The 23,603-nt window shown below is 50.4% G+C and carries 20 protein-coding genes and 1 pseudogene; 2 read left to right on the top strand and 19 right to left on the bottom strand.

From position 1 onward, the window contains the following. Positions 1 to 29 precede the first annotated feature (29 nt). Both EDM55_RS10500 and EDM55_RS10495 read right to left on the bottom strand, forming a co-directional pair. Positions 30 to 809, bottom strand: a complete 780-nt coding sequence (locus EDM55_RS10500; protein ID WP_092269991.1) for an IclR family transcriptional regulator — start codon at positions 807 to 809, stop codon at positions 30 to 32. An 88-nt stretch (positions 810 to 897) separates the two neighbouring features. Next, a pseudogene (locus EDM55_RS10495) lies at positions 898 to 1,673 on the bottom strand (alpha/beta hydrolase). 140 nt (positions 1,674 to 1,813) lie between these two features. Between EDM55_RS10495 and EDM55_RS10490 the strand changes: the two are divergent. Then, complete coding sequence (locus EDM55_RS10490) at positions 1,814 to 2,257, top strand: RrF2 family transcriptional regulator (RefSeq protein ID WP_122960294.1); 444 nt, start codon at positions 1,814 to 1,816, stop codon at positions 2,255 to 2,257. 126 nt (positions 2,258 to 2,383) lie between these two features. Here EDM55_RS10490 and EDM55_RS10485 read toward each other — a convergent pair whose 3' ends face one another. Both EDM55_RS10485 and EDM55_RS10480 read right to left on the bottom strand, forming a co-directional pair. Beyond that, a complete protein-coding gene (locus tag EDM55_RS10485) occupies positions 2,384 to 2,728 on the bottom strand; it encodes a potassium channel family protein (protein ID WP_092270001.1) in 345 nt (114 codons plus the stop codon). Between the two features lie 174 nt (positions 2,729 to 2,902). Then, on the bottom strand, positions 2,903 to 3,514 hold the full coding sequence (locus tag EDM55_RS10480; protein ID WP_122960293.1) for a DedA family protein: 612 nt from the start codon (positions 3,512 to 3,514) through the stop codon (positions 2,903 to 2,905). Between the two features lie 209 nt (positions 3,515 to 3,723). Here EDM55_RS10480 and EDM55_RS10475 point away from each other — a divergent pair, with 209 nt between their 5' ends. After that, positions 3,724 to 4,965, top strand: coding sequence for a cysteine desulfurase-like protein (locus EDM55_RS10475; protein ID WP_122960292.1), 1,242 nt, complete (start codon positions 3,724 to 3,726; stop codon positions 4,963 to 4,965). A 255-nt stretch (positions 4,966 to 5,220) separates the two neighbouring features. On the opposite strand, the gene EDM55_RS10470 is transcribed toward EDM55_RS10475, so the two are convergent. The 15 genes from EDM55_RS10470 to EDM55_RS10400 form a co-directional block, all read right to left on the bottom strand. Then, positions 5,221 to 6,537 (bottom strand): acetamidase/formamidase family protein, encoded by a 1,317-nt coding sequence (locus tag EDM55_RS10470; RefSeq protein ID WP_122960291.1) that lies wholly within the window; start codon positions 6,535 to 6,537, stop codon positions 5,221 to 5,223. Between the two features lie 124 nt (positions 6,538 to 6,661). Continuing rightward, positions 6,662 to 7,648 carry an NAD(P)H-dependent flavin oxidoreductase gene (locus tag EDM55_RS10465; protein WP_092270013.1) on the bottom strand — a complete coding sequence of 329 codons (987 nt, stop codon included), beginning with the start codon at positions 7,646 to 7,648 and terminating at the stop codon, positions 6,662 to 6,664. Positions 7,649 to 7,717: 69 nt separating this feature from the next. Next, a complete protein-coding gene (locus EDM55_RS10460; RefSeq protein ID WP_122960290.1) occupies positions 7,718 to 8,875 on the bottom strand; it encodes an acyl-CoA dehydrogenase family protein in 1,158 nt (385 codons plus the stop codon). A gap of 27 nt (positions 8,876 to 8,902) precedes the next feature. Then, positions 8,903 to 9,685: an enoyl-CoA hydratase/isomerase family protein gene (locus tag EDM55_RS10455; protein WP_122960289.1), complete on the bottom strand. Its 783-nt coding sequence runs from the start codon at positions 9,683 to 9,685 to the stop codon at positions 8,903 to 8,905. Positions 9,686 to 9,904: 219 nt separating this feature from the next. After that, positions 9,905 to 10,858 carry an MBL fold metallo-hydrolase gene (locus EDM55_RS10450; RefSeq protein WP_122960288.1) on the bottom strand — a complete coding sequence of 318 codons (954 nt, stop codon included), beginning with the start codon at positions 10,856 to 10,858 and terminating at the stop codon, positions 9,905 to 9,907. 610 nt (positions 10,859 to 11,468) lie between these two features. After that, positions 11,469 to 12,815, bottom strand: coding sequence for an acetyl-CoA carboxylase biotin carboxylase subunit (gene accC, locus EDM55_RS10445; protein WP_122960287.1), 1,347 nt, complete (start codon positions 12,813 to 12,815; stop codon positions 11,469 to 11,471). 13 nt (positions 12,816 to 12,828) lie between these two features. Then, the gene (locus tag EDM55_RS10440; RefSeq protein ID WP_122960286.1) at positions 12,829 to 13,278 is read right to left on the bottom strand and encodes an acetyl-CoA carboxylase biotin carboxyl carrier protein; all 450 of its coding nucleotides are present in this window, start codon (positions 13,276 to 13,278) and stop codon (positions 12,829 to 12,831) included. A 15-nt stretch (positions 13,279 to 13,293) separates the two neighbouring features. Next, positions 13,294 to 14,844: an acyl-CoA carboxylase subunit beta gene (locus EDM55_RS10435; RefSeq protein WP_122960285.1), complete on the bottom strand. Its 1,551-nt coding sequence runs from the start codon at positions 14,842 to 14,844 to the stop codon at positions 13,294 to 13,296. Positions 14,845 to 14,868: 24 nt separating this feature from the next. Next, on the bottom strand, positions 14,869 to 15,912 hold the full coding sequence (gene meaB, locus EDM55_RS10430) for a methylmalonyl Co-A mutase-associated GTPase MeaB (RefSeq protein ID WP_122960284.1): 1,044 nt from the start codon (positions 15,910 to 15,912) through the stop codon (positions 14,869 to 14,871). Then, positions 15,909 to 18,083 (bottom strand): methylmalonyl-CoA mutase, encoded by a 2,175-nt coding sequence (gene scpA / locus EDM55_RS10425; RefSeq protein ID WP_122960283.1) that lies wholly within the window; start codon positions 18,081 to 18,083, stop codon positions 15,909 to 15,911. The genes meaB and scpA overlap by 4 nt, the downstream gene beginning before the upstream one ends. Beyond that, positions 18,080 to 20,203, bottom strand: coding sequence for a methylmalonyl-CoA mutase family protein (locus tag EDM55_RS10420; protein ID WP_122960282.1), 2,124 nt, complete (start codon positions 20,201 to 20,203; stop codon positions 18,080 to 18,082). The genes scpA and EDM55_RS10420 overlap by 4 nt, the downstream gene beginning before the upstream one ends. 37 nt (positions 20,204 to 20,240) lie before the next feature. Then, positions 20,241 to 20,759 (bottom strand): acetyl-CoA carboxylase biotin carboxyl carrier protein, encoded by a 519-nt coding sequence (gene accB, locus EDM55_RS10415; RefSeq protein WP_122960281.1) that lies wholly within the window; start codon positions 20,757 to 20,759, stop codon positions 20,241 to 20,243. Positions 20,760 to 21,040: 281 nt separating this feature from the next. After that, the gene (locus EDM55_RS10410; RefSeq protein ID WP_174769250.1) at positions 21,041 to 21,688 is read right to left on the bottom strand and encodes a TetR/AcrR family transcriptional regulator; all 648 of its coding nucleotides are present in this window, start codon (positions 21,686 to 21,688) and stop codon (positions 21,041 to 21,043) included. A 153-nt stretch (positions 21,689 to 21,841) separates the two neighbouring features. Beyond that, complete coding sequence (locus tag EDM55_RS10405; RefSeq protein WP_092270054.1) at positions 21,842 to 23,002, bottom strand: MFS transporter; 1,161 nt, start codon at positions 23,000 to 23,002, stop codon at positions 21,842 to 21,844. A gap of 254 nt (positions 23,003 to 23,256) precedes the next feature. Then, on the bottom strand, positions 23,257 to 23,484 hold the full coding sequence (locus EDM55_RS10400; RefSeq protein ID WP_092270057.1) for an AroM family protein: 228 nt from the start codon (positions 23,482 to 23,484) through the stop codon (positions 23,257 to 23,259). Between the last annotated feature and the right edge of the window lie 119 nt (positions 23,485 to 23,603).

Here is a 23,603-nt window from a genome sequence, read left to right as displayed (position 1 = left end):
GGAGTGAGCTACATAGCTTGCAAAGGTACTCAATATTCTTTGGTATGGGAAAACTTGAACTCATCTGAGATCTGTCTGGCTGTTTGCGTGATTGCCTGAATGAACTCTTGAAATCGTTCATCCGTGACTCGAATCATAGGGGCAGAAATCGAGATACCTGCGATCGTCTCCCCCCCTCGATTAAAGATGGGGGCACTGACTGAGCAGACACCCACAACACGTTCCTCATTGCTGCTGGCATAGCCTCTTTGCCGAACCTCTGCCAGTTCATCTGCAAGTTTTTCCTTATCAACCACCGTAGCGCTTGTTATCGGCTGCAAAGTTGTTTGCTGCAAATACATCGCTAGCTTTTCAGGCGGCAAATAGGCTAGCAATAGCTTGGCAGATGCACCCGCATAGAGCGGTGAAGTTTGTCCAATGTACGATATCGTCATCAGATCGTGCTTCCCCTCTTCAAAAGCGATGCATTTTCGTTCGTTATTTTCAATGATATTCAGATAGACACTCTCACCAAAACGATCCCGGACCGCCTTGAGATAGGGTTTGGTCACGGTAAGCAGATGCGAATGCTCCTCCACCAGCTTGCCCAAATAATAAAGCTCATTTCCGAGGCGGTATGTTTTTCGCTTCTCGTCTTTTTCCAAAAATCCAAAGTTCACCAATGTATGTAAAATCCTTTGCAGACTGGATTTGGATAAGCCAAGCTTATGGTGAAACTCCGCCAAGGAAATTTCCTTCTCCTCCTTGGAAAAGCATCGCAGGATATGGATGGTACGACTTATCGTCTGCATAGATTGATCTGCGCTCACCGCTATCACTTCCCATACTCAATAGTGAGTCCATGGTATCATTTTTCAAGGAAATGATAAACCCGTCTTCCAAACATTCAGAATGCGTTTACTCTTTGTGCAAGGCGCGCTTCAAGGCTTGATTGTACTCCTGTTTTGCTCGTTTGCTGACCGACGCATTCGGTACCGAGTGCTCGAAGCCGTGGAAGCAGCCTGGATAGAGATGAAACTCGACAGGCACCTTGGCCTGAGTCAGCTTTAACACGTATTCAATCGTCTCGTCACGAAACGGATCCAAATCTCCTATGCATGTATACGTAGGGGGAAGCCGTGAAAAATCGGTTGCACGAGCCGGAGCCGCATAAGGAGATACTTCTCCGCCAGCCAGCTCTCCCAGATACATTTCCCAGCCTTGTCGGTTAAACTTCGCATTCCATACGCGATGATCCGTGATCTCATTACTAGAAACGGTGATATGACGGTCGTCGATCATGGGATACAGCGGCATCTGAAAAGCGATGGCTGGGCCGTTTCGATCTCTCGCCAACAAGGAGACAGCGGCAGTCAAGCCTCCTCCTGCACTGGCTCCTACCACAGCTATGCGAGCTGGATCGACTCCCATTTCCACTGCGTTCGCTGCGAACCAAAGCAATGCCGAGTAGCAGTCCTCCAGTGGAATCGGATAGGGATGCTCCGGTGCCAGACGGTAATCGACAGAGACTACCACGCTGGAGAGTCCTCTATGGAAAGGGCTGGGTTCTGCGGTCCACCTACGAACATCTCATCCATCGCTTTTCTCATGGGTTCGAGATTCTCCCGATCGAAGTTCAATTCAGGCATTACTGACAGCATCGTACGCAGCTCTGGATGCACTCTCTCTTCCATAGCTATTCCTCCTCTACGATTGGAAACGCATTCATTTTAATTGTGATCGAATCATCACAATTAAAATATACTAAGCTATGGTATAATAGTCAACGAAATATTCAGGCTATTTTTCTTTGTTGACGCAGGAGGATATTTTCATGCAGCTGTTGATTCAATCTGGCGACCTTGGTCCAAAATGGTTTCATGTCGCCTTGAGAGCTCTCGTTTTGATGGCGGAGCAAAAGAGCATGGTAAAAAGCAATCAGCTCGCGGAGGCAATTGGCGAAGATCCGACGTTTGTCCGAAAAATACTGGCGAAGCTGGCAAAGGAAGAACTGGTAAAGACATTTGGCGGAAGATACGGCGGGTATGTATTGGAAAAGGATCCTCACTCCATCACGGTCCTGCATGTGTATCAGGCGCTTAGCTCTTCCGATATGATCCCCCATTGGTCGGTTCCATCTACGGGCTCCGAGCTATTTATTTCCTTGATCATTTCAAAGGCGGAGGAAAGATTTCAATCGACCTTGGCTGATTATACGATAGCAGATATTCTGCTCCATAAAACGGAGCCCCGCCATCCGACTAAACCTGAAAAATAGCTTGTTCCTCAGACCTAAGTAAAAAAGCCTACTTTCTCCTTTTTCGGAAAGAAGAGAGTAGGCTCATCACCACAGGCACAGTTAGAGGAACTTGTCGTTACCCGGGATGAACCATCCCCACCCCACCTATTCCTCGCTTCTATCCCCTGAGCCCCTCTTGGTTGTTCTCGTGACCGTAAGCTTTCGAATCAGCCCCAGAATGATCCCCAAACCTGTAAACAAATACAGGATAGTAAATATTTTGCCCAGATCCGTTTTAGGTGCCAGGTCCCCGTAACCGACAGTCGTCAAAGTCGTCACGCTGAAATATATGGCATCCACCCAACGAAATCCTTCGACAGTTGCGTAAAAGATCGTGCCTGACAACAAAGTAGTCAGGGTCAAAACGAGAAGACCCTGAAATTCCTTGTCTTTCATCGAGTGAAAAAACGACGTAATAAGATGCTTCAGCGTTATGAGGAACGAAATCATGGACATTCCCCTTTCCTATGTAATTTCGCCGCGCCTTATCGCCACCAAGAAAGCGATCACGCTCATTTTTTGATTTCTTTAGCTTTCCCTTCTCATTTTGGATAAATCAGGAAACGATGGGCGCGTGGCGTGTGCACCCAATCCACAAAAAAAGAGGTGCTGCTCGCACCTCTTTTACGATTTAACTCCTCTTTTTCGCAGAAATAGAATCAGAAATATGACGATTCCTCCGCCGATGACCGCATATGCCACCGTCGAATACATGTCCATGAAAGTCAAAATCTCTTCCCAGGACTGCCCCAGAAATGCCCCGAGCATCACGAGTGCGACATTCCATATCAAGGTTCCCAAGGTCGTGAACAGCAAAAATAGCCACACGTTCATTTTCGTCATCCCCGCAGGAACGGAAATCAGGCTTCTGACCAAGGGCACCATTCTGCACAGGAAAATCGTCCAGTACCCATATTTATCGAACCACACATTCGCTCGTGCGATATCCTCTCGCTTCAAGCGCAGGATATGACCCCAACGGTCGACAAGCACTTCTATTTTTTCCAATTCTAAATAATAGCCGATCCCGTATAGCACGATTGCCCCCATCACAGATCCCATCGTAGCTGAAATAATGACGCCCGGAATCGATAACGTCGTGTACGTCGTCATGAATCCACTGAAGGTAAGAATCACTTCAGAAGGAATCGGCGGAAACACATTTTCCAAAGCCATCAGTAAAAAAATGCCAATATAGCTGAACTGCTCTAAAAAAGCAGTAATCCACGTTTGCATGGTATCCCTCTCATCCCTAGATTGATCTGGTGGTGAGTGACAGTCAGAGCACCCTATCAAGTATTACGTATCTCCTTTCAGTATAGATACCCTCGAGCCATTTGTACAATTCGAAACCAAGAAAGGAGATTCTCTCTATAATTGGCTGATTATTGTGATAATATGGAGGTTGTAGGATTCTATCTGGCAGCCAAAAGGAGACGTGGACGATGACCAAAACGACGGAACTCTTTCCAATCGCAGCAATTCGAGAACAGTTTCCCGCCTTGCAGCGGACTTACAATGGTAAACAAGCCGTTTATTTTGACGGCCCTGGAGGTTCGCAAGTCGTAAAAAGCTCGATGGATGCCATTTATGCCTATATGCAAAACGGCGGGGCCAACCTGCATGGTTCCTTCCCGAGCAGTCGTGAAACCGAACAAACCATAGCAAGTGCGAAGGAAGCCGTAGCTGCCCTCTTTGGAGCGAAAGCGGAGGAAGTCGCATTTGGAGCGAACATGACGACGCTGACCTTTGCGATTGCACGCGCGCTGGGCAAGCACTGGCAAGAGGGCGATGAAATTATCGTATCCGAGCTGGACCATCGCGCGAACGTCGATCCGTGGCTGACGATCGCCGCAGACCGCGGGATGACCGTGCGCTGGCTCCCTGTGGACCCAGACACCCTTACCTTGCGTGTAGATGAGCTGGATTCTTTGTTGAATCCGCGAACACGTCTGGTAGCCGTTGGTCTTGCTTCCAATGCTGTCGGTACGATCAATCCCGTTGCTGCGATTTCCGAAAAAGCTCATGCTCTCGGTATTCCCGTCGCCGTCGATGCTGTCCACGCCGTCCCGCATCTTGCCATCGACCGAGACGCTTTGGGTGCTGATATTCTTCTTTGCTCCGCCTATAAGTTTTTTGGTCCGCACGTCGGAATTGCCGTCATACGCCAAGAGCTGTTTGAACAGCTGCAGCCATACAAACTCCAACCCGCTCCCACCTACATACCGGATAAACTGGAAACAGGCACGCAAAATCACGAGGGGATCGCGGGAATAAGGCCCGCTATCGAATTTATTGCGGGATTGGGGAACGGAGATAGCCTGGCTGCGCAAATCCAATCCGGCTATGAACGAATCGAAGTCTATGAAAACGAGCTGGCAGAAAAGCTGAGACATGCGCTGTCCCTTATTCCTACTGTCACCTTGTTCCAGGCTGCCCCTGATGTCCCCAAGACGCCAACACTCGCCTTCCGTGTAGAGGGCTGGTCCCCGCAAGCCTTCTGCGAGAGAATGTGCGAGGACTACGGGATCTTCATCGCAGACGGAGATTTCTACGCAATGACACTCGCGGACAAGCTGGGGATAAATGAAAGTGGTGGCTGGATTCGTGCAGGGCTGGCACCGTATAATACCTTGGAGGAAGTGGACCGTTTCATTCAAGGCATCAAAGAACTGACCCAAAGCTGATCAGCTGACATAGCATTGCCCAAACATGACAAGTAAAAATATCCCCTCGTGGTTGTATTGTGTGGCAACCTTCGAGGGGATTTTCTATGTGTCAACTCTTTCGCGCGAATGATACAGGCTACGAGAATCCGCCAGCAGTATCCCTCGGACTAAGTGGCGCCTCACCAGTCGATAATAATGCACCCCATCGAGAGTTCCTCTAGCGTTTCCCATGTCTATTCGTTGGAGTGCCTATCGCTTGTCTCTCTGACTTTCTTATTCTATGTAGCGGGAGTACTGTTCTTTTGCCAGCTCCAGCAATCCGATTTTTTCCAGCCGTTCTACTGGAGCTAGGAAAGTGACCGTAACGACACCCGGGTGACGGCCAATCTGGATTGCCCCTGTAATGGTAGCCCGATTCAATACCTCAGGAACAGTCATTTCCAACAAATCAGCTGCACGCTGCAGCCCGTTCTCCGTCGCTACGTTCAGATTGGCACCCGTACCGATGACCGATAGGGGCAGAGACTCTTCCAGTTTGTCCAGCTCCCATGTTTTGGCGTAATGCAGCGCTTTTGCCTTTTCCTCCGCTGTAAACGGCTTCGCCAAATAGGGGAGATCTTCTTCTACTGGCAACAATACAGGACCGTCTATGGAAAGCCCGGGTATGACATGGACTTGCAAGGTAACAATGCCGGAAACATCCGTCGTGTGACCAGCAATTTCCCCATCCCCCTGCATCGCATGCATGTCCCCGAGATAAACTCCGCCGCCAGGTACTTTTACAGGGCAAATCAGGATGGCATTCTCGCGCACACGGTTGATATCCATATGGCCATCCGTCTTGTGCTGATCGAGCTGCTCTTGGGTCAAGGCATACTCATGCGGCGCACCAACGAGAAAAGCACCAAAGTCTCCCGCATTATGCGAGTCGGGAATCGCATGGGAAGGAGTTGTCCCCAGCTGGCCGAGAAATGGACGTACGCGGGCAACAACACCGACGAGATCATGCGGAGCAAAGGTGACAATCGGGTTTTGCTGAGATTGCTCAGGTGTATTCATATAGTAACGACCATCTTGGGCGATTTTTTCTGCGGCCTTCTGCGGCAGAGTAACTCCAAGCTCTTTGGTTTCATTAAATCCAATCGTGTAACCATTGGTAAACGTAAAGGGAGTGGTTTCCGCCCCGCAGTTTACGCAGCGGATGGCCTCTGGTCCGATACCCTCAATTTTTGTCTCCGGATACAGCGTACCGCAGCCAGGACATTTTGCGGCAACAAACGGGTCTCCCAAAAATCGCCCCTCCATCGTCCGCTCATTACCGGATGCAGTAACCATGGAGGTCACTTGAATGGACTTAATGCGGATCGCGATCGCGTCACCGACATTTGCTCCTTCTACATAAACAGGCTGTGTCACCTCATGCCCGCCTCGAAGTGCAGGCGTAATCATGGGTCCCCAGCAGCCCGGGGTCGTATTGGCTACGATAAATCCCCCATCGCGAACCGGTCCGAGCATAGCTTTTTCAGGATCTAGGATGCCATTCACAAAAGAATTCACGTACACGGTTTGTTGCGCTTTTGCCTTTTCCATTACGATCTCTCCTCGCTCAGTAAAATGTCCACAAGATTATTATCGCTCTAACAATTCCAGGAAGGCACAAAAAGTCCGCTTCGCACGAAGAGAAACTAGCGAACCAAACGGACTCTTCCTGCTCTTAATTCAGTGAGCGGTTCAAAGGGGAACGTGAGGCTGGCAGCTGTTTAAAGGCCGCAAGCGTTTGATCGTATTCTGTTTGAAGCTCGTTCACAATCTCTGCTACGGTTTGAATAGATTTCGTACGGCCGACTCCATGACCTGCCGACCAGATGTTTTTCCAAGCTTTCCTGCCGGTCTTTACAAATTCGGCGTATGATCCCAACTGTTCTGGATCCAGTCCTTCGCTCACAATGCTCGGCTTTAAATAGTTTGCCGGAATGCCGCTGAAAGTGGGCGTATAGATGATGTCTTCAATGCTTGCATCAATTAACATCTGTTTGTAATCGTCCCCCGCGTTGCTCTCCACGGATGCGATAAATCGCGTTCCCATAAATACGAGATCCGCATCGATCGTGCGGGCAGCCAAAATTTCCTGTCCACATGCGATCCCTCCTGCCAAGACGGCTATCCCATCCCAAAACTCACGGATCGCACTTAAGAAAGCAAAGCTGTTGAGCGTTCCGGCATGACCGCCTGCTCCGCCGCACACAAGGATCAATCCGTCCACACCTGATTTCACTGCTTTTTTTGCATGATAGATGTTCGTGACATCAGAGAAGACGATTCCCCCATAAGCGTGCACAATCTCTACGACAGGGGCAGGATCTCCCAAGGCTGTAAAGACAAACGGAGGCTGATACTTTTTGATGAGCTCGAGCTCTTCTTCCAATCGTTCGTTTAAATGGCGTATGACAATATTGATGGCCCAAGGAGCAATCTTGCGGTCCGGCTCCGCTGCTCGGCTGCGCGCCAGCTCTTCCGTAATGGTAGACATCCAGGCTCGCAGGTCATCCACCGTCCGAGCATTTAAGGACGGGAAAGAGCCGATGACCCCAGATTTGCACGCAGAGATCACTAGCTGCGGATTCGAAACCAAAAACATAGGAGCTGTAATGACAGGCAGCACGAGATGCTCGGAAATCCATTCTGGCAAACGATTTTTCATAGCGTGTTCGCTCCTTTCTCATTCGACAACTGAATTTGGCTGTTTCATTTGCAGCCCAGTCTCGTTTCCTCAATACGATCTGGGCAGGCCAAGGACATGCTCGGCTACATAGGAGAGGATCAAATTTGTCGAGATCGGAGCGACTTGGTACAGCCGCGTTTCCCGGAATTTGCGTTCGATGTCGTATTCTTCAGCAAAGCCAAAGCCCCCATGCGTCTGAATGGTCGCATTGGCTGCCTCCCAGGATGCATCTGCTGCGAGCAGCTTGGCCATGTTCGCTTCTTTCCCGCATGGAAGACCTGCATCAAACAGCTCGGCTGCTCGAAAACGCATCAGATTAGCCGCCTCGAGGTGGATATAGGATTGTGCGATTGGAAATTGAATCCCTTGATTCTGACCTATGGGCCGCTTGAACACCACTCGCTGGTTCGCGTACTGAGTAGCACGATCGACAAACCAGTAGCCGTCGCCGAGACATTCTGATGCGATCAGAATTCGCTCCACATTCATTCCATCCAAAATGTAGGAAAACCCTTTTCCTTCTTCGCCGATCAAATTATCCACCGACACTTCCAGGTTTTCAATAAACAGCTCTGTCGTCGCGTGATTCATCATAGTGCGAATGGGGCGGATCGTGATTCCGTTCCCGACAGCTTCCCGCAGATCGACCAAAAGGACAGACAAGCCCTCTGTTCGCTTTTTCACCTGGTCAAGTGGCGTCGTACGCACAAGCAGAATCATCAGGTCCGAATATTCCGTTCGGGAAATAAACACCTTTTGACCGTTTACAATATACTTGTCACCTTTTCTGACCGCCATCGTCTTCAGCTGTGTCGTATCAGACCCCGTGTTCGGTTCTGTTACGCCGAACGCTTGCAGGCGAAGCGAGCCATCAGCGATTTTCGGCAAGTACTTGCGCTTTTGTTCCTCTGAGCCATGCCGCAACAGAGTTCCCATGGTATACATCTGTGCATGACAAGCACCCGCATTTCCCCCGGAGCGATTGATTTCCTCCATGATTATGGAAGCTTCCGTCACGGAGAGACCCGAGCCACCATACTCTTCTGGAATTAAGGCGCCCAAGAATCCCGTCTGCGACAGCTCGTTCACGAAGTCTTCCGGATACGCTCTTCTCTCATCCAGCTCACGCCAATAGGCATCGGGGTACTTTTTGCAAATTGAGCGAACGCTCTGTCGCAATTCTTGATGAAAGGCAGTATTGATCATAGCTTCAACCCTCCCATCTACTTCGCATTATTTTCCGACAAAACGGGGTGCGCGCTTTTCCACGAAAGCCAAGACACCTTCCAGCCGATCTTCTGTATCCACACATCGGTTGTAGTACTCCAGTTCCTTTTCCCTGGCGAGATCATCCTCCATGCCAAACAAGTTGTCCACGGCTTGCTTGCAGTACTGGACAGACAGGGGCGCATTACGGGTTAGACTTTCTGCCAAATCCAGCGTGACCTCTCTCAAATCTTCCGGTGCTGTCAGTCGGTTGATCAGCCCGGCACGATCAGCTTCCTCCGCCTGAATCATACGTCCTGTGCATATCCATTCCTTTGCTTTATGTAAGCCGATTCGTTTTGCCAAGAGCCGAGTCGCTCCACCTCCCGGCATAATCCCGCGCGTCACCTCTGGGAGCCCGAATACTGCACGTGTCGTTGCCACGAGAAAATCGCAGTTTAGTACAAGCTCAAACCCGCCTGCCAGTGCGTATCCATCCACAGCTGCAAGAACCGGCTGCGGTGTATCGGCAATCGCGTAGAACATCTGCTCGAACAAGCGATGCTGCTCTCGCCATGCTGCTTCTGACATACCATTGCGCTCCTTCAGGTCAGCTCCTGAGCAAAATGCCTGTTCGCTCGATGACTGCAGGATGACAGCGCGTGCATCGGATTGAGCAATTTGCTGAAATGCTTGCAGCAGGTCTTGTGCCATTTGCGTGTGAAAGGCATTACGAGATTGTGGTCGATTCAGCTCAACTACAGCGATGCTTCCCTCAAAACCTATGCGTCTACTCTCAACAAAAGACATGTCCTTCCCCCTTGTTGTCGTGCAAACTCGGATTACTCCTTTTTGAAAAACCTGCACCTACCAGTCAACATGCGGAAAACCTTAATTGTCTATATTTTAACACAATACAGACTATTTCTCCTACTTTCCTGCTGCTCGCAACTCGCTAGGACAGCTGTCAGCAAAAGGGAACGGTAAATAGCGCCTTCCTTCTTCAGAAGACGCTCTTTCGCTTATTTGCTACTGTGCCGTATGGTAGGAAATGACTCCCTCTCGTTCCCGAGCCTGCACTTTACCCACTGACTCCAGGTAGAGAATACGGGTGAGTGTCATTAAAAACTCTGCGCTATGGCGCATCGACATTTTTTCAAATCCGTATACCGCTTGGGCAAGCTCCCCTGCCGTACTTCCCGCGTCTGGTATCGCAGCTAAAATCTGCTGCATTCTTTGTTCATGGCCGGCACGCAGCTCGTGAATACGCGCCGGTACATTCCGAATCAGACTCCCGTGCCCTGGCAGTCCGATGCTCACCGGCAGCTTGGCTATCTTCTCCAGAGACTCAAAATAAACCGCCAAAGGGTTGCCATCTTGCTCCGTCCAGATCGGAATAAGCGGTGAAATCTCGTTTAACACATGATCGCCAATCAGCATGACTCCGTTGGATTTATTCAGAAAGCAAAAGTGATCAGGCGAATGCCCAGGCGTCCAAATCGCTTCAAACGCTTGATCCCCCAGTTGGATTTCCTGCTGATCCTCCAGAAGCTCGTCCGGTTCAAAATAATCGGCGTCCAGCTGCTCCAGCATGGCCTTCTCACTGACCGATGGGCCTCCATGCTTTGTGAAAAAGGGGTACGTGCTCGTTGCATCCCCTTCGTGTGCTTTTCGGCGGGCACGAAGCTTCTTCATTTCCTCATAGCCTTGTCTCGCTATCACTAATGGTGCATGATACGTCTCCCGCAGCCATTTTGCCAATCCGATATGATCAGTGTGCGAATGCGTCAGAAGGATTTTTTCTACCTTGGTCCCTTCTGGCAGTGCCTCCTTCCAGATCCCGATCGCCTGCTCTGCATAGCTGCCCGTATCTACAATGGTCACACCGTTCTTGCCTTCGATCACATAACTGTTTACTTGCCGCATGCCAAAGGGAAACTGTATCGACAGCAGATGAATTCCTTCTGCAACCTGTACCAGCATCGTTTTTCTCCTTCTCTCTCTTTATTGTTTTTTAATCTTACCATATTTTTCTACGGATCATGGGAAGCCAGTTACCTACGCCATCCGAACAGGTTTATCCTGCAATGGCATTGCCTTTTGGATCCCGAAAAAACTGACCAGGCATGAAATCTATGTAACCTCCCTATTTGCTGTTTTTCTTGCTATCATCACGGATACCTACCTGGACCTTAAACATAATCTGTACGGTTACTTTCACGTTGGTCCGGATTATGAAGTGCTTCTCGTTTTGTTTGGTCTCTATCCGGCGTATAGCTTTATTTACCTAAACCTTTTTCCTATTACCAAAGGCCTGTATGCAAAGGCCGTCTACCTACTGCTTCATTGGCTCTTCTGTCTTTTCTATGAATGGCTAAGCATACAGCCATTTGGTTTTTTTTACTACAACGGTTGGAAGCTCTGGTATTCTGCCCTTGTTTACCCGTTTCTGCTTGTCACCCTTTTCGGCCACCTACTCTTTTTTAGAAAGCTTTGCTCCCCTCGCAAGTAGCCATACATCTCTTCTTTTCTGCACACAAAAGAGCCCCAAAACCTCGAGGCTCCTTTTCTTGCTAGGAAATCTACGTTCTCCTTATAGATCCAGCTTGTTTTTCTCCAGAAAATTCGTTGCGAAATGACCGGCAACAAAATCAGGGTGCTCCAGCAGCTTCTCATGGAATGGCACTGTTGTATGCACACCTTCGATCACAAACTCATCAAGGGCACGACGCATGCGGGAAATCGCCTCGTTGCGGTCTGTTCCCCAGACAATCAGCTTCGCCACCATGGAATCATAAAACGGCGAGATTTCATAGCCGGGGTAGACAGCACTATCTACACGTACGCCATAGCCTCCTGGCGGCAGGTAGTTAACCACTTTTCCAGGCGAGGGCATGAAATTTTTCGCAGGATTCTCCGCATTGATGCGGCACTCGATCGCCCAACCATTGATTTTGACATCTTCCTGGGTAAACGACAACGGATTGCCTGCAGCAACCGAAATTTGCTCCTTGATCAGGTCAATCCCCGTAATCATTTCCGTCACGGGATGCTCGACCTGAATGCGTGTGTTCATTTCCATGAAATAGAATTGACCATGCTTGTCGAGCAAAAATTCTACGGTCCCTGCCCCGTGATAGTTCACAGCTTTTGCCGCTGCCACAGCAGCTTGCCCCATTTTCTCGCGCAGCTCTTGATCGAGTGCTGGGGATGGCGCTTCCTCTACCAGCTTTTGATGACGACGCTGAATCGAGCAATCACGTTCGCCCAGATAGACGGCATTCCCATGCTTGTCACCCATGATTTGGATCTCGACATGGCGCGGCTCTTCCACATATTTCTCGAGATAAACACCCGCGTTGCCAAAAGCGGACTCTGCTTCTTTCTGTGCTTGGTGGATCGCTTTGCTAAGCTCCTGCTCGTCATAGGCGAGACGCATACCACGACCGCCTCCGCCTGCTGTTGCTTTCACGATGACAGGATAACCGATAGTGGCTGCAACGGAGAGCGCCTCTTCGATGTCATCAATCAGACCTTCCGTCCCTGGAACGAGTGGTACGTTTGCCAGACTCATTGTCGCCTTCGCTTCGGACTTGTCCCCCATTTTCGTAATGGACTCTGGATCCGGTCCGATAAACGTAATGGAGCAGTCCTGGCACAGCTGTGCGAACGACGCATTCTCTGCCAGGAAGCCATATCCGGGGTGGATCGCTTCTGCTTTCGTCAAAAGCGCAATGCTCATGATGCGCGGCATGTTCAGATAGCTGTCCTTGGAGGCAGTCGGTCCAATGCAGTACGCTTCGTCAGCTAGCTGGACGTGCAAGGCTTCGCGATCTGCCTCCGAATACACAGCGACAGTGGCAATTCCCAATTCTCGGCAAGCGCGAATGATTCTGACAGCGATCTCACCGCGATTGGCTACTAAGACTTTTGTAAACATATACGCTCTCCTCCTAGCCTTGTTTGACAGTCAGCAAAGCTTTTCCGTAATCGATGAGCTGACCATCCTCTGCGAGCAGTTCTACGACTTCTCCATCGAAAGGAGAGACAATATCCTGGGAAAGCTGCAGGGCGTCTACCGTGCAACGCCCTACCACGTCTCCAGACTGAACCTTCTGACCTGCTGCAACCGATGTGCTGAAAATACCTACTCCAGTAGAAGTGATCGTATGGATCATTTCCTGTACCACTGGTGCTTGTTCCGCAGCCTCGGCTGTCACCGCTGCTTCCTGATAGCCGGTTTCGACTTCGGCTACCTGAGCAACTGGCTCCATCGCTGCCGCTACGACAACGGGTGCTGCTTTTTTGATCACGATGGAGGTCGAGCCCTTTTCCCACTCCAGCTCCTCGATGGACGATTGATCCACCAATTTGATTAACTCGCGAATGTCGTGCAGTTTCATCTCTATCGATCCCTTCTACAATGGGATGTTCCCATGCTTTTTATAAGGACGTTCTTCCTTTTTATCCCGCAGCATTTCCAGCGCTTGTGCGACTTTCATTCGCGTCTCGCGTGGATCGATGACATCGTCGACCATTCCCAGACTCGCAGCCACGTATGGATTGGCAAACTTCTCGCGGTACTCAGCGATTTTTTCCGCGCGCGTCGCAGCCGGGTCTTCGCTTTGCTCGATCTCTTTGGCAAAGATGATGTTGGCCGCACCTTCAGGACCCATTACGGCGATCTCCGCATTCGGCCATGCATAGACTACATCTGCCCCGATGGACTTGGAGTTCAGCGCCACATAGGCTCCGCCATACGCTTTTCGCAGGATAACCGTAATTTTAGGTACGGTCGCTTCCGAGTAGGCGTAAAGAATCTTCGCACCGTGGCGAATAATGCCTCCATGCTCTTGGTTGATCCCCGGGAAGAAGCCGGATACATCCTCAAAAGTGAGCAGCGGAATGTTGAAGCAATCGCAAAAGCGGATAAAACGAGCCAGCTTGTCGGAGGAGTGGATATCGAGCCCCCCCGCCATGACTTTTGGCTGGTTCGCGATAATCCCTACGCTGTGACCATCGATGCGTGCAAGTCCGATCACGATGTTGCGGGCGAAGTTGGGCTGTACTTCCATGAAGTCGCCAAAGTCGACGATTTGCTCGATCACTTTGCGCACGTCGTATACTTTCGTGCTTTCGGCAGGGACGAGCTCCAGCAGTTCCTCCTGCCAGTTTTTCCCTTCCTCCGCATCGCGTACGGGCGCTTTGTCCCTGTTATTTTGCGGCAGAAAGCTTAGCAGGCGACGTACCTGCTCCAGCACTTCTTGCTCCGATTCCGCTGTAAAATGGGCGTTTCCGCTCACAGTGGAGTGCACTTTTGCCCCGCCGAGATCCTCGGAGGAAATCTTCTCCCCTGTTACGGTCTCAATAACCTTAGGACCCGTGATGAACATCTGACTGGTCTTTTCCACCATGAAAACGAAGTCCGTGATCGCGGGAGAATAGACGGCTCCGCCTGCGCATGGTCCGAGGATGACAGAGATTTGCGGGATCACACCGGAATAGATCGAGTTGCGATAAAAAATGGTTCCATAGCCATCAAGTGAGCTGACGCCTTCCTGAATGCGAGCTCCTCCGGAATCGTTCAAGCCGATAAATGGGGCGCCGTTCTTCGCTGCCAAATCCATCACCTTGGCGATCTTCATGGCGTGCATCTCACCGAGTGCCCCGCCAAATACCGTGAAATCCTGTGCGAATAAATAGACAGGACGACCGTTTATTTTTCCATAACCGGTAACGACACCCTCACCAGGCGCCTCCATTTTATCCAAGCCAAAGTGAGACGCACGATGCTCTACAAACGGATTTAGCTCCATGAACGTATCGGGATCGAGCAACAGATCGATCCGCTCCCTGGCCGTCAGCTTGCCGCGGTTGTGCTGCGCATCGATCCGGGCATCGCCGCCGCCTAGCTGGACTTTAAATTTTCGCTCCATTAGCTCGTCAATTTTTTCATGCATGCTGCTCATGGTCCGACCTCTCCTTCTGTTCCATCACTGTCTCGTTTTTTCAAATATCGCCACTAGTTGTTGCACCGCGCTCGTCGCAGTCAGCTGTCCGCTGGCTACGGCGTTTTCGATCTGCGGCAGCATGCTGGCTACTTCCGGATTGCTGTAAAAGGTGGAGCGCAAATAATCCTGCGTCATACTGTGCATCCAATCCAGGGATTGCGCCCTCCGGCGGGCATCGAAGCCTCCCGTTCGAGTCGTCTGATCACGAAACTGACCGATGACGTTCCATATTTCTTCGATCCCTTCGCCTGTCAGCGCAGAGCACATGTATGCTTTTGTTTCCCAACCGGTTGTCGCCGGCTGTAGGTAATGCAAGACCCGATTGTACTCGCCGCGTGCGACGAGTGCCCTTGTTTTGTTCTCTCCGTCTGCTTTGTTGATCAAAAGAGCATCCGCGATTTCGATCACGCCCTTTTTGATCCCTTGCAGCTCGTCTCCAGCTCCTGTCAGCATGAGCAGCAAAAAGAAATCGACCATGGACCGAACCGTCGTCTCACTTTGCCCTACGCCAACTGTCTCTATCAAGATTACATCGTACCCTGCCGCTTCACAGATCAGCATCGTTTCTCGCGTTTTTCGGTTGACCCCGCCGAGCGTGCCCCCCGTAGCAGAAGGGCGAATGAATGCATTCGGATTGCGCGACAGCAGCTCCATCCTCGTCTTGTCACCGAGAATGCTTCCACGTGTAACCGTGCTGCTAGGGTCTACTGCTAGAACAGCCACTCGATGTCCTCTCTCGCAAAGCATCGTACCAAAGGCTTCAATAAATGTGCTTTTCCCCGCTCCCGGCACACCCGTAATTCCGATCCGAATGGAATGTCCCGTATGCGGCAAAAGCTGCTTGATGACTTCCTGGGCCATGTTCATATGGAGGGCAGAATTGCTCTCTGCAAGTGTGATGGCCTGCGCAAGAATCGTGCGGTTGTTTTCCCGCACCCCCTGTACGTACTGTTCAACCGTTAAGCGAGGGAGACGGACAGACGATGTAAAATGCAAGGAAGTCCTGTCGTTCCTAGCCTCACTCATAGGCTCGAAGCCTCCAGGCGACGAACGATTTCTTGCAGAACATTTTGCGCAGCAACAGGAATGACGGTCCCTGGTCCGAAGATAGCAGCGGCACCATTTTCCCTTAGAAACGCATAGTCCTGTGCGGGAATGACCCCGCCAATCACCACGACGATGTCTTCACGCCCCAGCTTTTTCAGCTCTTCTACCAGCTGCGGCAGCAACGTTTTATGTCCGGCAGCAAGCGAGCTGAACCCGATGACGTGTACATCGTTTTCTACGGCCTGCTTCGCTGTTTCCTCGGGTGTCTGAAATAGCGGTCCGATATCGACGTCAAACCCTAGATCGGCAAAAGCGGTTGCAATGACTTTCGCTCCCCGGTCGTGACCATCCTGACCCATTTTCGCGATCATGATGCGTGGACGGCGGCCCTCCCATTGCTCGAATTCGTCCGCCATTTTTCGTACCGCTGCCACTTCTTCTGCATCGGCATATTCTGAGCTGTAAACACCGCTAATGGAACGGATAACCGCTTTATGACGACCCACGACTTTTTCATACGCATCGGATATTTCCCCGAGGGATGCGCGTGCCCGAGCCGCTTCAATCGCCAGCTCCAGGAGGTTGCCTTCCCCTGTCTCTGCGCACGCAGTAATTGCCTGCAAAGCTGCTTGCACTCTTTGCTCATCGCGATTTTCTCGCAGTTCACGCAGGCGCTTGATCTGCGCTTCACGTACAGCGGTATTATCGACCTCGAGAATTTCCAGCGGATCTTCTTTGTCCAACCGATATTTATTCACGCCGATAATAGCCTCTTTGCCAGAATCGATATGCGCCTGACGACGTGCAGCTGCCTCTTCGATTTTCATTTTCGGCAGACCGGTCTCAATCGCTTTTGCCATGCCGCCAAGAGCCTCGACTTCTTCAATATGCGCCCAAGCTTTTTCCACAAGCTGCGCGGTCAATGCCTCGACATAGTAGGAGCCTGCCCATGGATCCACGACTTTGCAGATTTCCGTCTCGTCTTGTAAAAACAGCTGTGTATTGCGTGCGATCCGCGCAGAGAAATCCGTCGGCAGCGCGATCGCTTCATCCAGCGCATTGGTGTGCAAAGACTGTGTATGCCCAAGAGCTGCAGCCATCGCTTCTATGCACGTACGAACGACGTTGTTGAACGGATCTTGCTCCGTCAAGCTCCAGCCCGAGGTCTGGGAGTGTGTGCGCAGCGCCATCGACTTTTCCGATTTCGGATTAAACTGCTTGATGAGGTTTGCCCAGATCAGACGTCCCGCTCTCATTTTGGCAATTTCCATGAAGTAGTTCATGCCAATCGCCCAAAAGAAAGACAGCCGCGGTGCAAACGCATCGATGTCAATCCCTGCTTTCAAGCCGGTACGGACGTACTCCAGTCCGTCTGCCAGCGTGTAGGCCAGCTCGATATCTGCCGTCGCACCTGCTTCCTGCATATGGTAACCGGAAATACTGATGCTATTAAATTTCGGCATGTGCTTGGAGGTGTAAGCAAAGATATCGGAAATGATTTTCATGGATGCTTCCGGCGGATAGATGTACGTATTGCGCACCATGTACTCTTTTAAAATGTCGTTCTGGATGGTTCCTGTCAGCTGAGCTTGCGATACACCCTGCTCCTCTGCAGCTACGATATAAAACGCCATAATCGGCAATACCGCACCGTTCATCGTCATGGATACCGACATCTTATCCAGCGGAATGCCGTCAAACAAAATCTTCATGTCTAAAATGGAATCGACTGCTACACCGGCTTTTCCTACATCCCCGACAACTCGCGGATGATCGGAGTCATAGCCGCGGTGAGTCGCCAGGTCAAACGCGATGGAAAGACCTTTTTGACCCGCGGCGAGATTTCGGCGATAAAAAGCGTTGCTCTCCTCTGCCGTAGAAAAACCTGCGTACTGACGCACTGTCCAAGGCTGCGTCACGTACATCGTCGGATAAGGGCCACGGAAAAACGGAGGCAAACCCGGCATATACCCCAGATGCTCCATGCCCTCCAGATCTTCTTTAGAGTAGAGGGGCTTCACAGGGATTTGCTCAAGTGTCTGCCAGAGGAGCTCATCCATTGATTGCTGCGTATCCGGCATCGATGAGTTCGCGCCTACACTTTTATTTGTCCGAAACGAAACTTTTGAAAAATCAGGTCTCTTCTTCATGCCATCACCCCTATACGCTGCAGAAGATCGCGAAGTACTTGGTAGCAATTCGTACGGACGTGGATGCAATCATCCAACCCCACATCCTTATAGACAGCGAGCTGTTCTGCTGCTGGAAGACCCGCCAAAAGAACAGTCATCTCCGGCTGGCCCGCTTTGATCCCTTTCACGATTGTCGGAACGATCTCGGGATAGCTCTCATCATCCGAGCAAATGACCGTGATCGCTGCACCAGAAGCATTTGCGGCTTCCACTGCTTCTTCAGCAAAAGTAAACTGCTGCTGGCGTAGGACATCAAAGCCGCCTACCGTGAAAAATTCCGCGGCGAAATCGGCACGACCTTTATGCTTCGATACCGGTCCCATATTGGCGAGAAAGACTTTTGGCTTGCCGCCTGTCTTTGCGGCATATTGTTCTGTCTGGAAGCGCAGCTGCTCAAAAGATTCAGCAATGCGCTGTTGCGGCAGAGCTTTTACCGAAATCGCTCCTGTACCGGATGGAAGCAGTGCTTTCGTCAGTTCGCCCAAGGTCGCCCCGGCCTGCACAGCTTTTATCGACGCATCCAGCAGATCTTGCTGGTCAAAGGAAAGCGCCTGGAGTATCGCCTCCATCGCAGTACGGTCCTGTTTTTGAAGATAAGCCTGATGCTCCGCTATCCTTTTTGCCGGATGACACTGGAGTTTTTCAGGTTGTTCCGGACGCTCTTGTGCATTTGCGTACATATTCGTCCCTACGATACGAGACTTGCGTGAAGCAACATTTTCAGCCTTTTTGCTCGCGACTGCTGCGATTTGCTCCTGTGGCATACCTGCTGCGAGTGCTTTCTCCATGCCCCCATGCTCTTCTACCTGCAGGAAAAGCTCCCATGCTTTTGCAGCAAGCTCGTCTGTCAGCCACTCGATATACCAAGAGCCGCCTGCGGGATCGGCCACCTTTGCCAAATGGGCTTCCTGCTCCAAAATGATTTGCGTATTTCTAGCAATGCGCCGTGAAAACTCGGTGGCAGGACGGATAGCTTCATCGTAAGCAGACACATGAAGACTGTCTACACCGCCAACTACCGCTGAAAACGCTTCCGTTGTCGCGCGCAAAAGGTTTACATGGGGATCAAGTACGGTTTTCGTCCAGGCAGAGGTTCTCGCGTGAATGTTCATTTTTTGCGCGGCTTCCGAACCACCGTACGACTCGATGATAGAGGCCCAGAGCATGCGAGCCGCTCTGATTTTTGCGATCTCCATAAAGACATTCGAACCGATAGAAAAAGCGAACTGGATGCGTGGTGCTATTTCTTCAAGCGAGAGTCCTCTATCCAGCAAAGCTTGCACGTACTCCACTCCGGTAGCCAAAGCGTACCCCAGCTCCTGGACAGCACTTCCTCCAGCATTGTGGTAGGGGTGCGCCTGCACGAGAATGGTTTTTACTTGAGGTGCATGCTTGATCGCCCAACGAGTCGCATGAGCCATTCCGTCATACAGGATGGTCAGGGGGACAGATAGAATTCCTTCGCTTGCGAGCGTTGCCATTGGATCCGCACCCACACAGGCATGAAGTTTGTTCGCATCTTGACCTTTTGCCTTCATATGAGCAATCAGCAAGCTGAGCAGTGGCAATCCAAAAGCGCCGGCGTTCACGTAAAGCGGGACTTTCTCCAGGTCGATTTCTGCAAATGCCTGGTCCAGATCCTCGCGACTAAAAATGGAAAGCCCTTGGTTTCCGACTTTACTATTTACGCCATCTTCTGGATCAAGTCCAGCCATCGTAGCCTGATCCAAGACCAGATTCAGCATCGTTTGACCGCGTGCAAGATCGTGACGAGCAATCTGATTGAACTCTTCTGCGGTAGCAGCCAGGATCTCTTGCGACACTTCCCAAGCACGCGCTGCAAAGGCTCCCGCCGCTTTTGTGCCTCGCAAGTATGGCGCAACACCCGGTTGGACATGAATATGCTTGAGTTTTTCGATATCTTCCTGTCGATAGATTGGCTGAAGAGTAATTCCCTCGTAGGTTTTGGTCAACAGCTTGGCGTCAAAAGAAGCGCCTTTCAGCGTCTTTTCTGCCGCCTCCCGCCATTGCTCGTACGTCGGGACGGAAAATTCTTTAAACATCGTCTCTCTATTCACGTCTTTTGACCTCCCCGATCGGTGAAAGCCTCACCGTTTATTTTGCCGTCTTGACGAGGAACAGGGGCTGCCCGAGATCAACCAGCTGTCCGTTATCCACCAGGACCTGCACAATTTCCCCATTGACCTCTGCTTCGATTTCATTGAAGAGCTTCATGGCTTCTACAATACATACGATAGTAGATTTCTCAACCTGACTGCCAACTGATACATAAGGGGCAGCATCAATTGCTGGGGAGGCATAAAAAGTGCCTACCATCGGCGAAGTCACTTTATGCACGTTTTCTGTGCGATCCTCTGCGAGCTTTAGAGCCTTTTGAACCTCTGCTGTCGGACGTACCGTTTCGATAACCGGCTTTGCTGCTTCAGCTTGGGGGGGCGCAGCAGCTTTGACAGGTGCGAGCACTACCTTCGTCGCGGGCTGTGTCTGTACAACCACTCCATTCGAGCGTCTTTTAATGGACAAGCGTGCATCCTCTTCTTTGATCTCGATGGATTCTACATCCGTTTGCTCCAATAATTTCACGAGTTCTCTCACTTCATAGATCGTCAGCACAACCATTCCTCCTGTTTCTCCGTCAACGAGTCGGCTCACGAACCTCAAACCGACTAGTTGGTTTGATGACACTGAGCAAGACCGACCAGTTGGTCTTTGCTACAGTATAGCAAGTTTCAGAATAATAGTACAGACCAACCGGTTGGTCTGACGGAACTATTTTTAATCTCGTTGCAATGCTTTGTACAACGAGAGCAGGTTTGGAGCGACCACAGCCCCATCCCGCTATCTTCTCGCAGCGCGATTTTTGACACAGTCGCTTTTTTCTCCTATAGCTGTTCCTAAAAAGGCTTAAACGGCATCTCCGACGATGTCAAAAAGAATCGATTGAAATCAGGGTTTGCCATCGCATCCTGTTTCAGTACGGAGTGCAGTACCATATCTGCATAAATATCGGCAATTTGCTCAATCGAGTATGTACCCGACTTTTGGTACCATTTATAAATCCAGTTTACCATCCCGAAAATAGCCATCGATACGATGGGAACAGGCAGCTCGGGACGAAATTCCCCAGAGTCGATACCGTCTTGTACCACCGTGAACATGATTTTTTTGTAACGATCCCGCTTGATCTCGATGTCTCTGAAATATTCGGGGGCCAAGAATAAGCTTTCCTGATAGAAGATGGTCACTTGTGATCGATACAGATCGATCATCATGACGAAGGACTTCACGATCGCCTGCAACCGCTCTGTCGGTGTTTCCCACTGCTCGTAAGCTTCCTCCGCCTTTTCCAGTACGTAAGAGATAAACTGATCGTGAATGATGTAAAGAAGCTCATCCTTCGACTTAAAGTTGTGATAAAAACCACCTTTGGACGTTCCGCTTTCTTTGACAATTTGGTCCACAGTCACCCGGTGGTAGCCATTTGCTTCAAACAAGCGCATGGACGTTTCAATAATTCGTTCTCTGATTGATTTTTCGCTCATTATCTTCACCCGTAGTCATTATAGCACAAGATCTGGTATCGTCACTCCTGTTGCGATGCAAGTTCGCGATGAAATGAAAAAAACGTTGCGTAAAAAAACAAGAGCCCTACTGCTTTGGAGCCCTTGTTTGGCGTTTGCATGATCACTATCCGTTTAACTACTGACTGACGATCCTTGCTTGGCTGCTGATTGCTTTTCTTTTGTTAGGAAGGCGCCGCCGAGCAAAAAGGCACCGCTAATATAAAAGACCGCAACTAGCCCACCCCAGCTGCCAATGACGCCAAAAAACAGTGGCGCAATGAGCTGCGAGAGTCGATTGGAAGCAAGCCGCAGCCCCAGCACTTCACCCGTGCGCGTTTTCGGTGAAGCGTTGTATGTCGTGGTCAAGGATAAAGGCTGCCCACATCCCAATCCTACCCCCATGATGGCGCTCAACACGAGCAGCCACCACTCATTACTGACAAACGGAATGAAAATGAACGAGATCCCCGCCGTTAAGATGGAAAACAGCAAAACCTTTTCCCTGCCTGCCTTTTCCGCTAGCTTGGCTAAAAAGAACCGGACTGGAACCATCGCAAGTCCCTGAATGGCAACAATCCACCCGATATTCGAGTCTGAGATCCCCAAATGACTCGCATACAAAGGGAAGTACGCCACATAAATATCACGAGAATACAGGACGAGCGCACTTGTCGCGAGTGCTTTGCGCAGCAGCGGAATCCGCAATAAAGTAAAGGAGCTGCCCGATTCTTCTGCTGCCATCTGCTTCTTCTGCCCCACCACTTTTGGTATCAGCAAGGAAAAACAAATCGGCACAACGCTGATGATCACCGATACGATAAATACGGACGCATACGATACATGCTCCGACAAGTATCCACCGACCACTGGACCAATAAAGCTTGCGAGTGCGACGACTGTGCTAAAAATGCTGAAGTAGTGGTCGCGATTTTCTTTTGTCGCCGCTTTTCCCAAGACATTTTGCATACATACATTGATGAAAACATGGGATATCCCTACGATCGCCTGGGAGACAAAGAGTGAAGGCAATGTCGGAAATAGAAAAGGAAGCGTCAGTCCAATCGCACAGCCGATGTTGGACAAGAAGAGCGGAATGCGGTCCCCAAAGTAATCCGCAATTTTTCCCGCATGGATGGCAAACAACAACGGAAAAAACGCAAAAGTCGCGGCCAAAATCCCGATAAGAAACGTATCTGCCCCCAAGTGAGACGCATACAACGTCATGATCGGTCTCGTGGCGAAAATCATGATCTGGAATCCAAAGGTAATCATTAGCACATTACGTAAAATCATTCCTGTTCCCCCGGCTCTACTCTCTCGTTACACCTGTTCATTGTAGTAAAATTTCGATAGAAAAAGGTATTCCGAAAATTTATCACAGTCATTTAAAAAGCAAATGTGATGGAAAGCTTTTTAATAGGTTGTTATGTACCAATGTAAGACGCTTTTGCAGCAATGTGAAATAGCGGTTTTACATGAGTGGTGATAACTTGTGGTTATGAGAGGGCAAACAAAAAAACACCCCGTAACAGGGTGCTCGCTGCTTGCTAAATCATTTCTAATAAAATTTTCGCCATGAGGGCAGAAGACAGGATGACCGGCAGACCTGTCAGATCACTTGCCAGCTGACGTGCTTCTTCCGTGTACCCCATGCAGTCCAGAAGGAGTATATCGACGTGATCCCTCAATGGCGCTACCGCTTGTTGGTATGTGTCTGCATCTAGCTTGAACGGGGAAGACTCCTGTACATAGCAGCAGCGTAGTGGAAATCCCACGGCTCTCCATTTCCCTGATCTTCTCCTGTAGAATAGGCCGCTTTTTTGTGTGCGCTTACAATCGGCTCAAACCAAAAAAGAGAAAGCCGTCCTCTCCAAATGAACTGCACCCCGTCAAG

The organism is Brevibacillus centrosporus, assembly GCF_003710815.1.
Classification (GTDB): Bacteria; Bacillota; Bacilli; order Brevibacillales; family Brevibacillaceae; genus Brevibacillus; species Brevibacillus centrosporus.
This window is presented reverse-complemented; position numbering and strand designations above follow the sequence as displayed.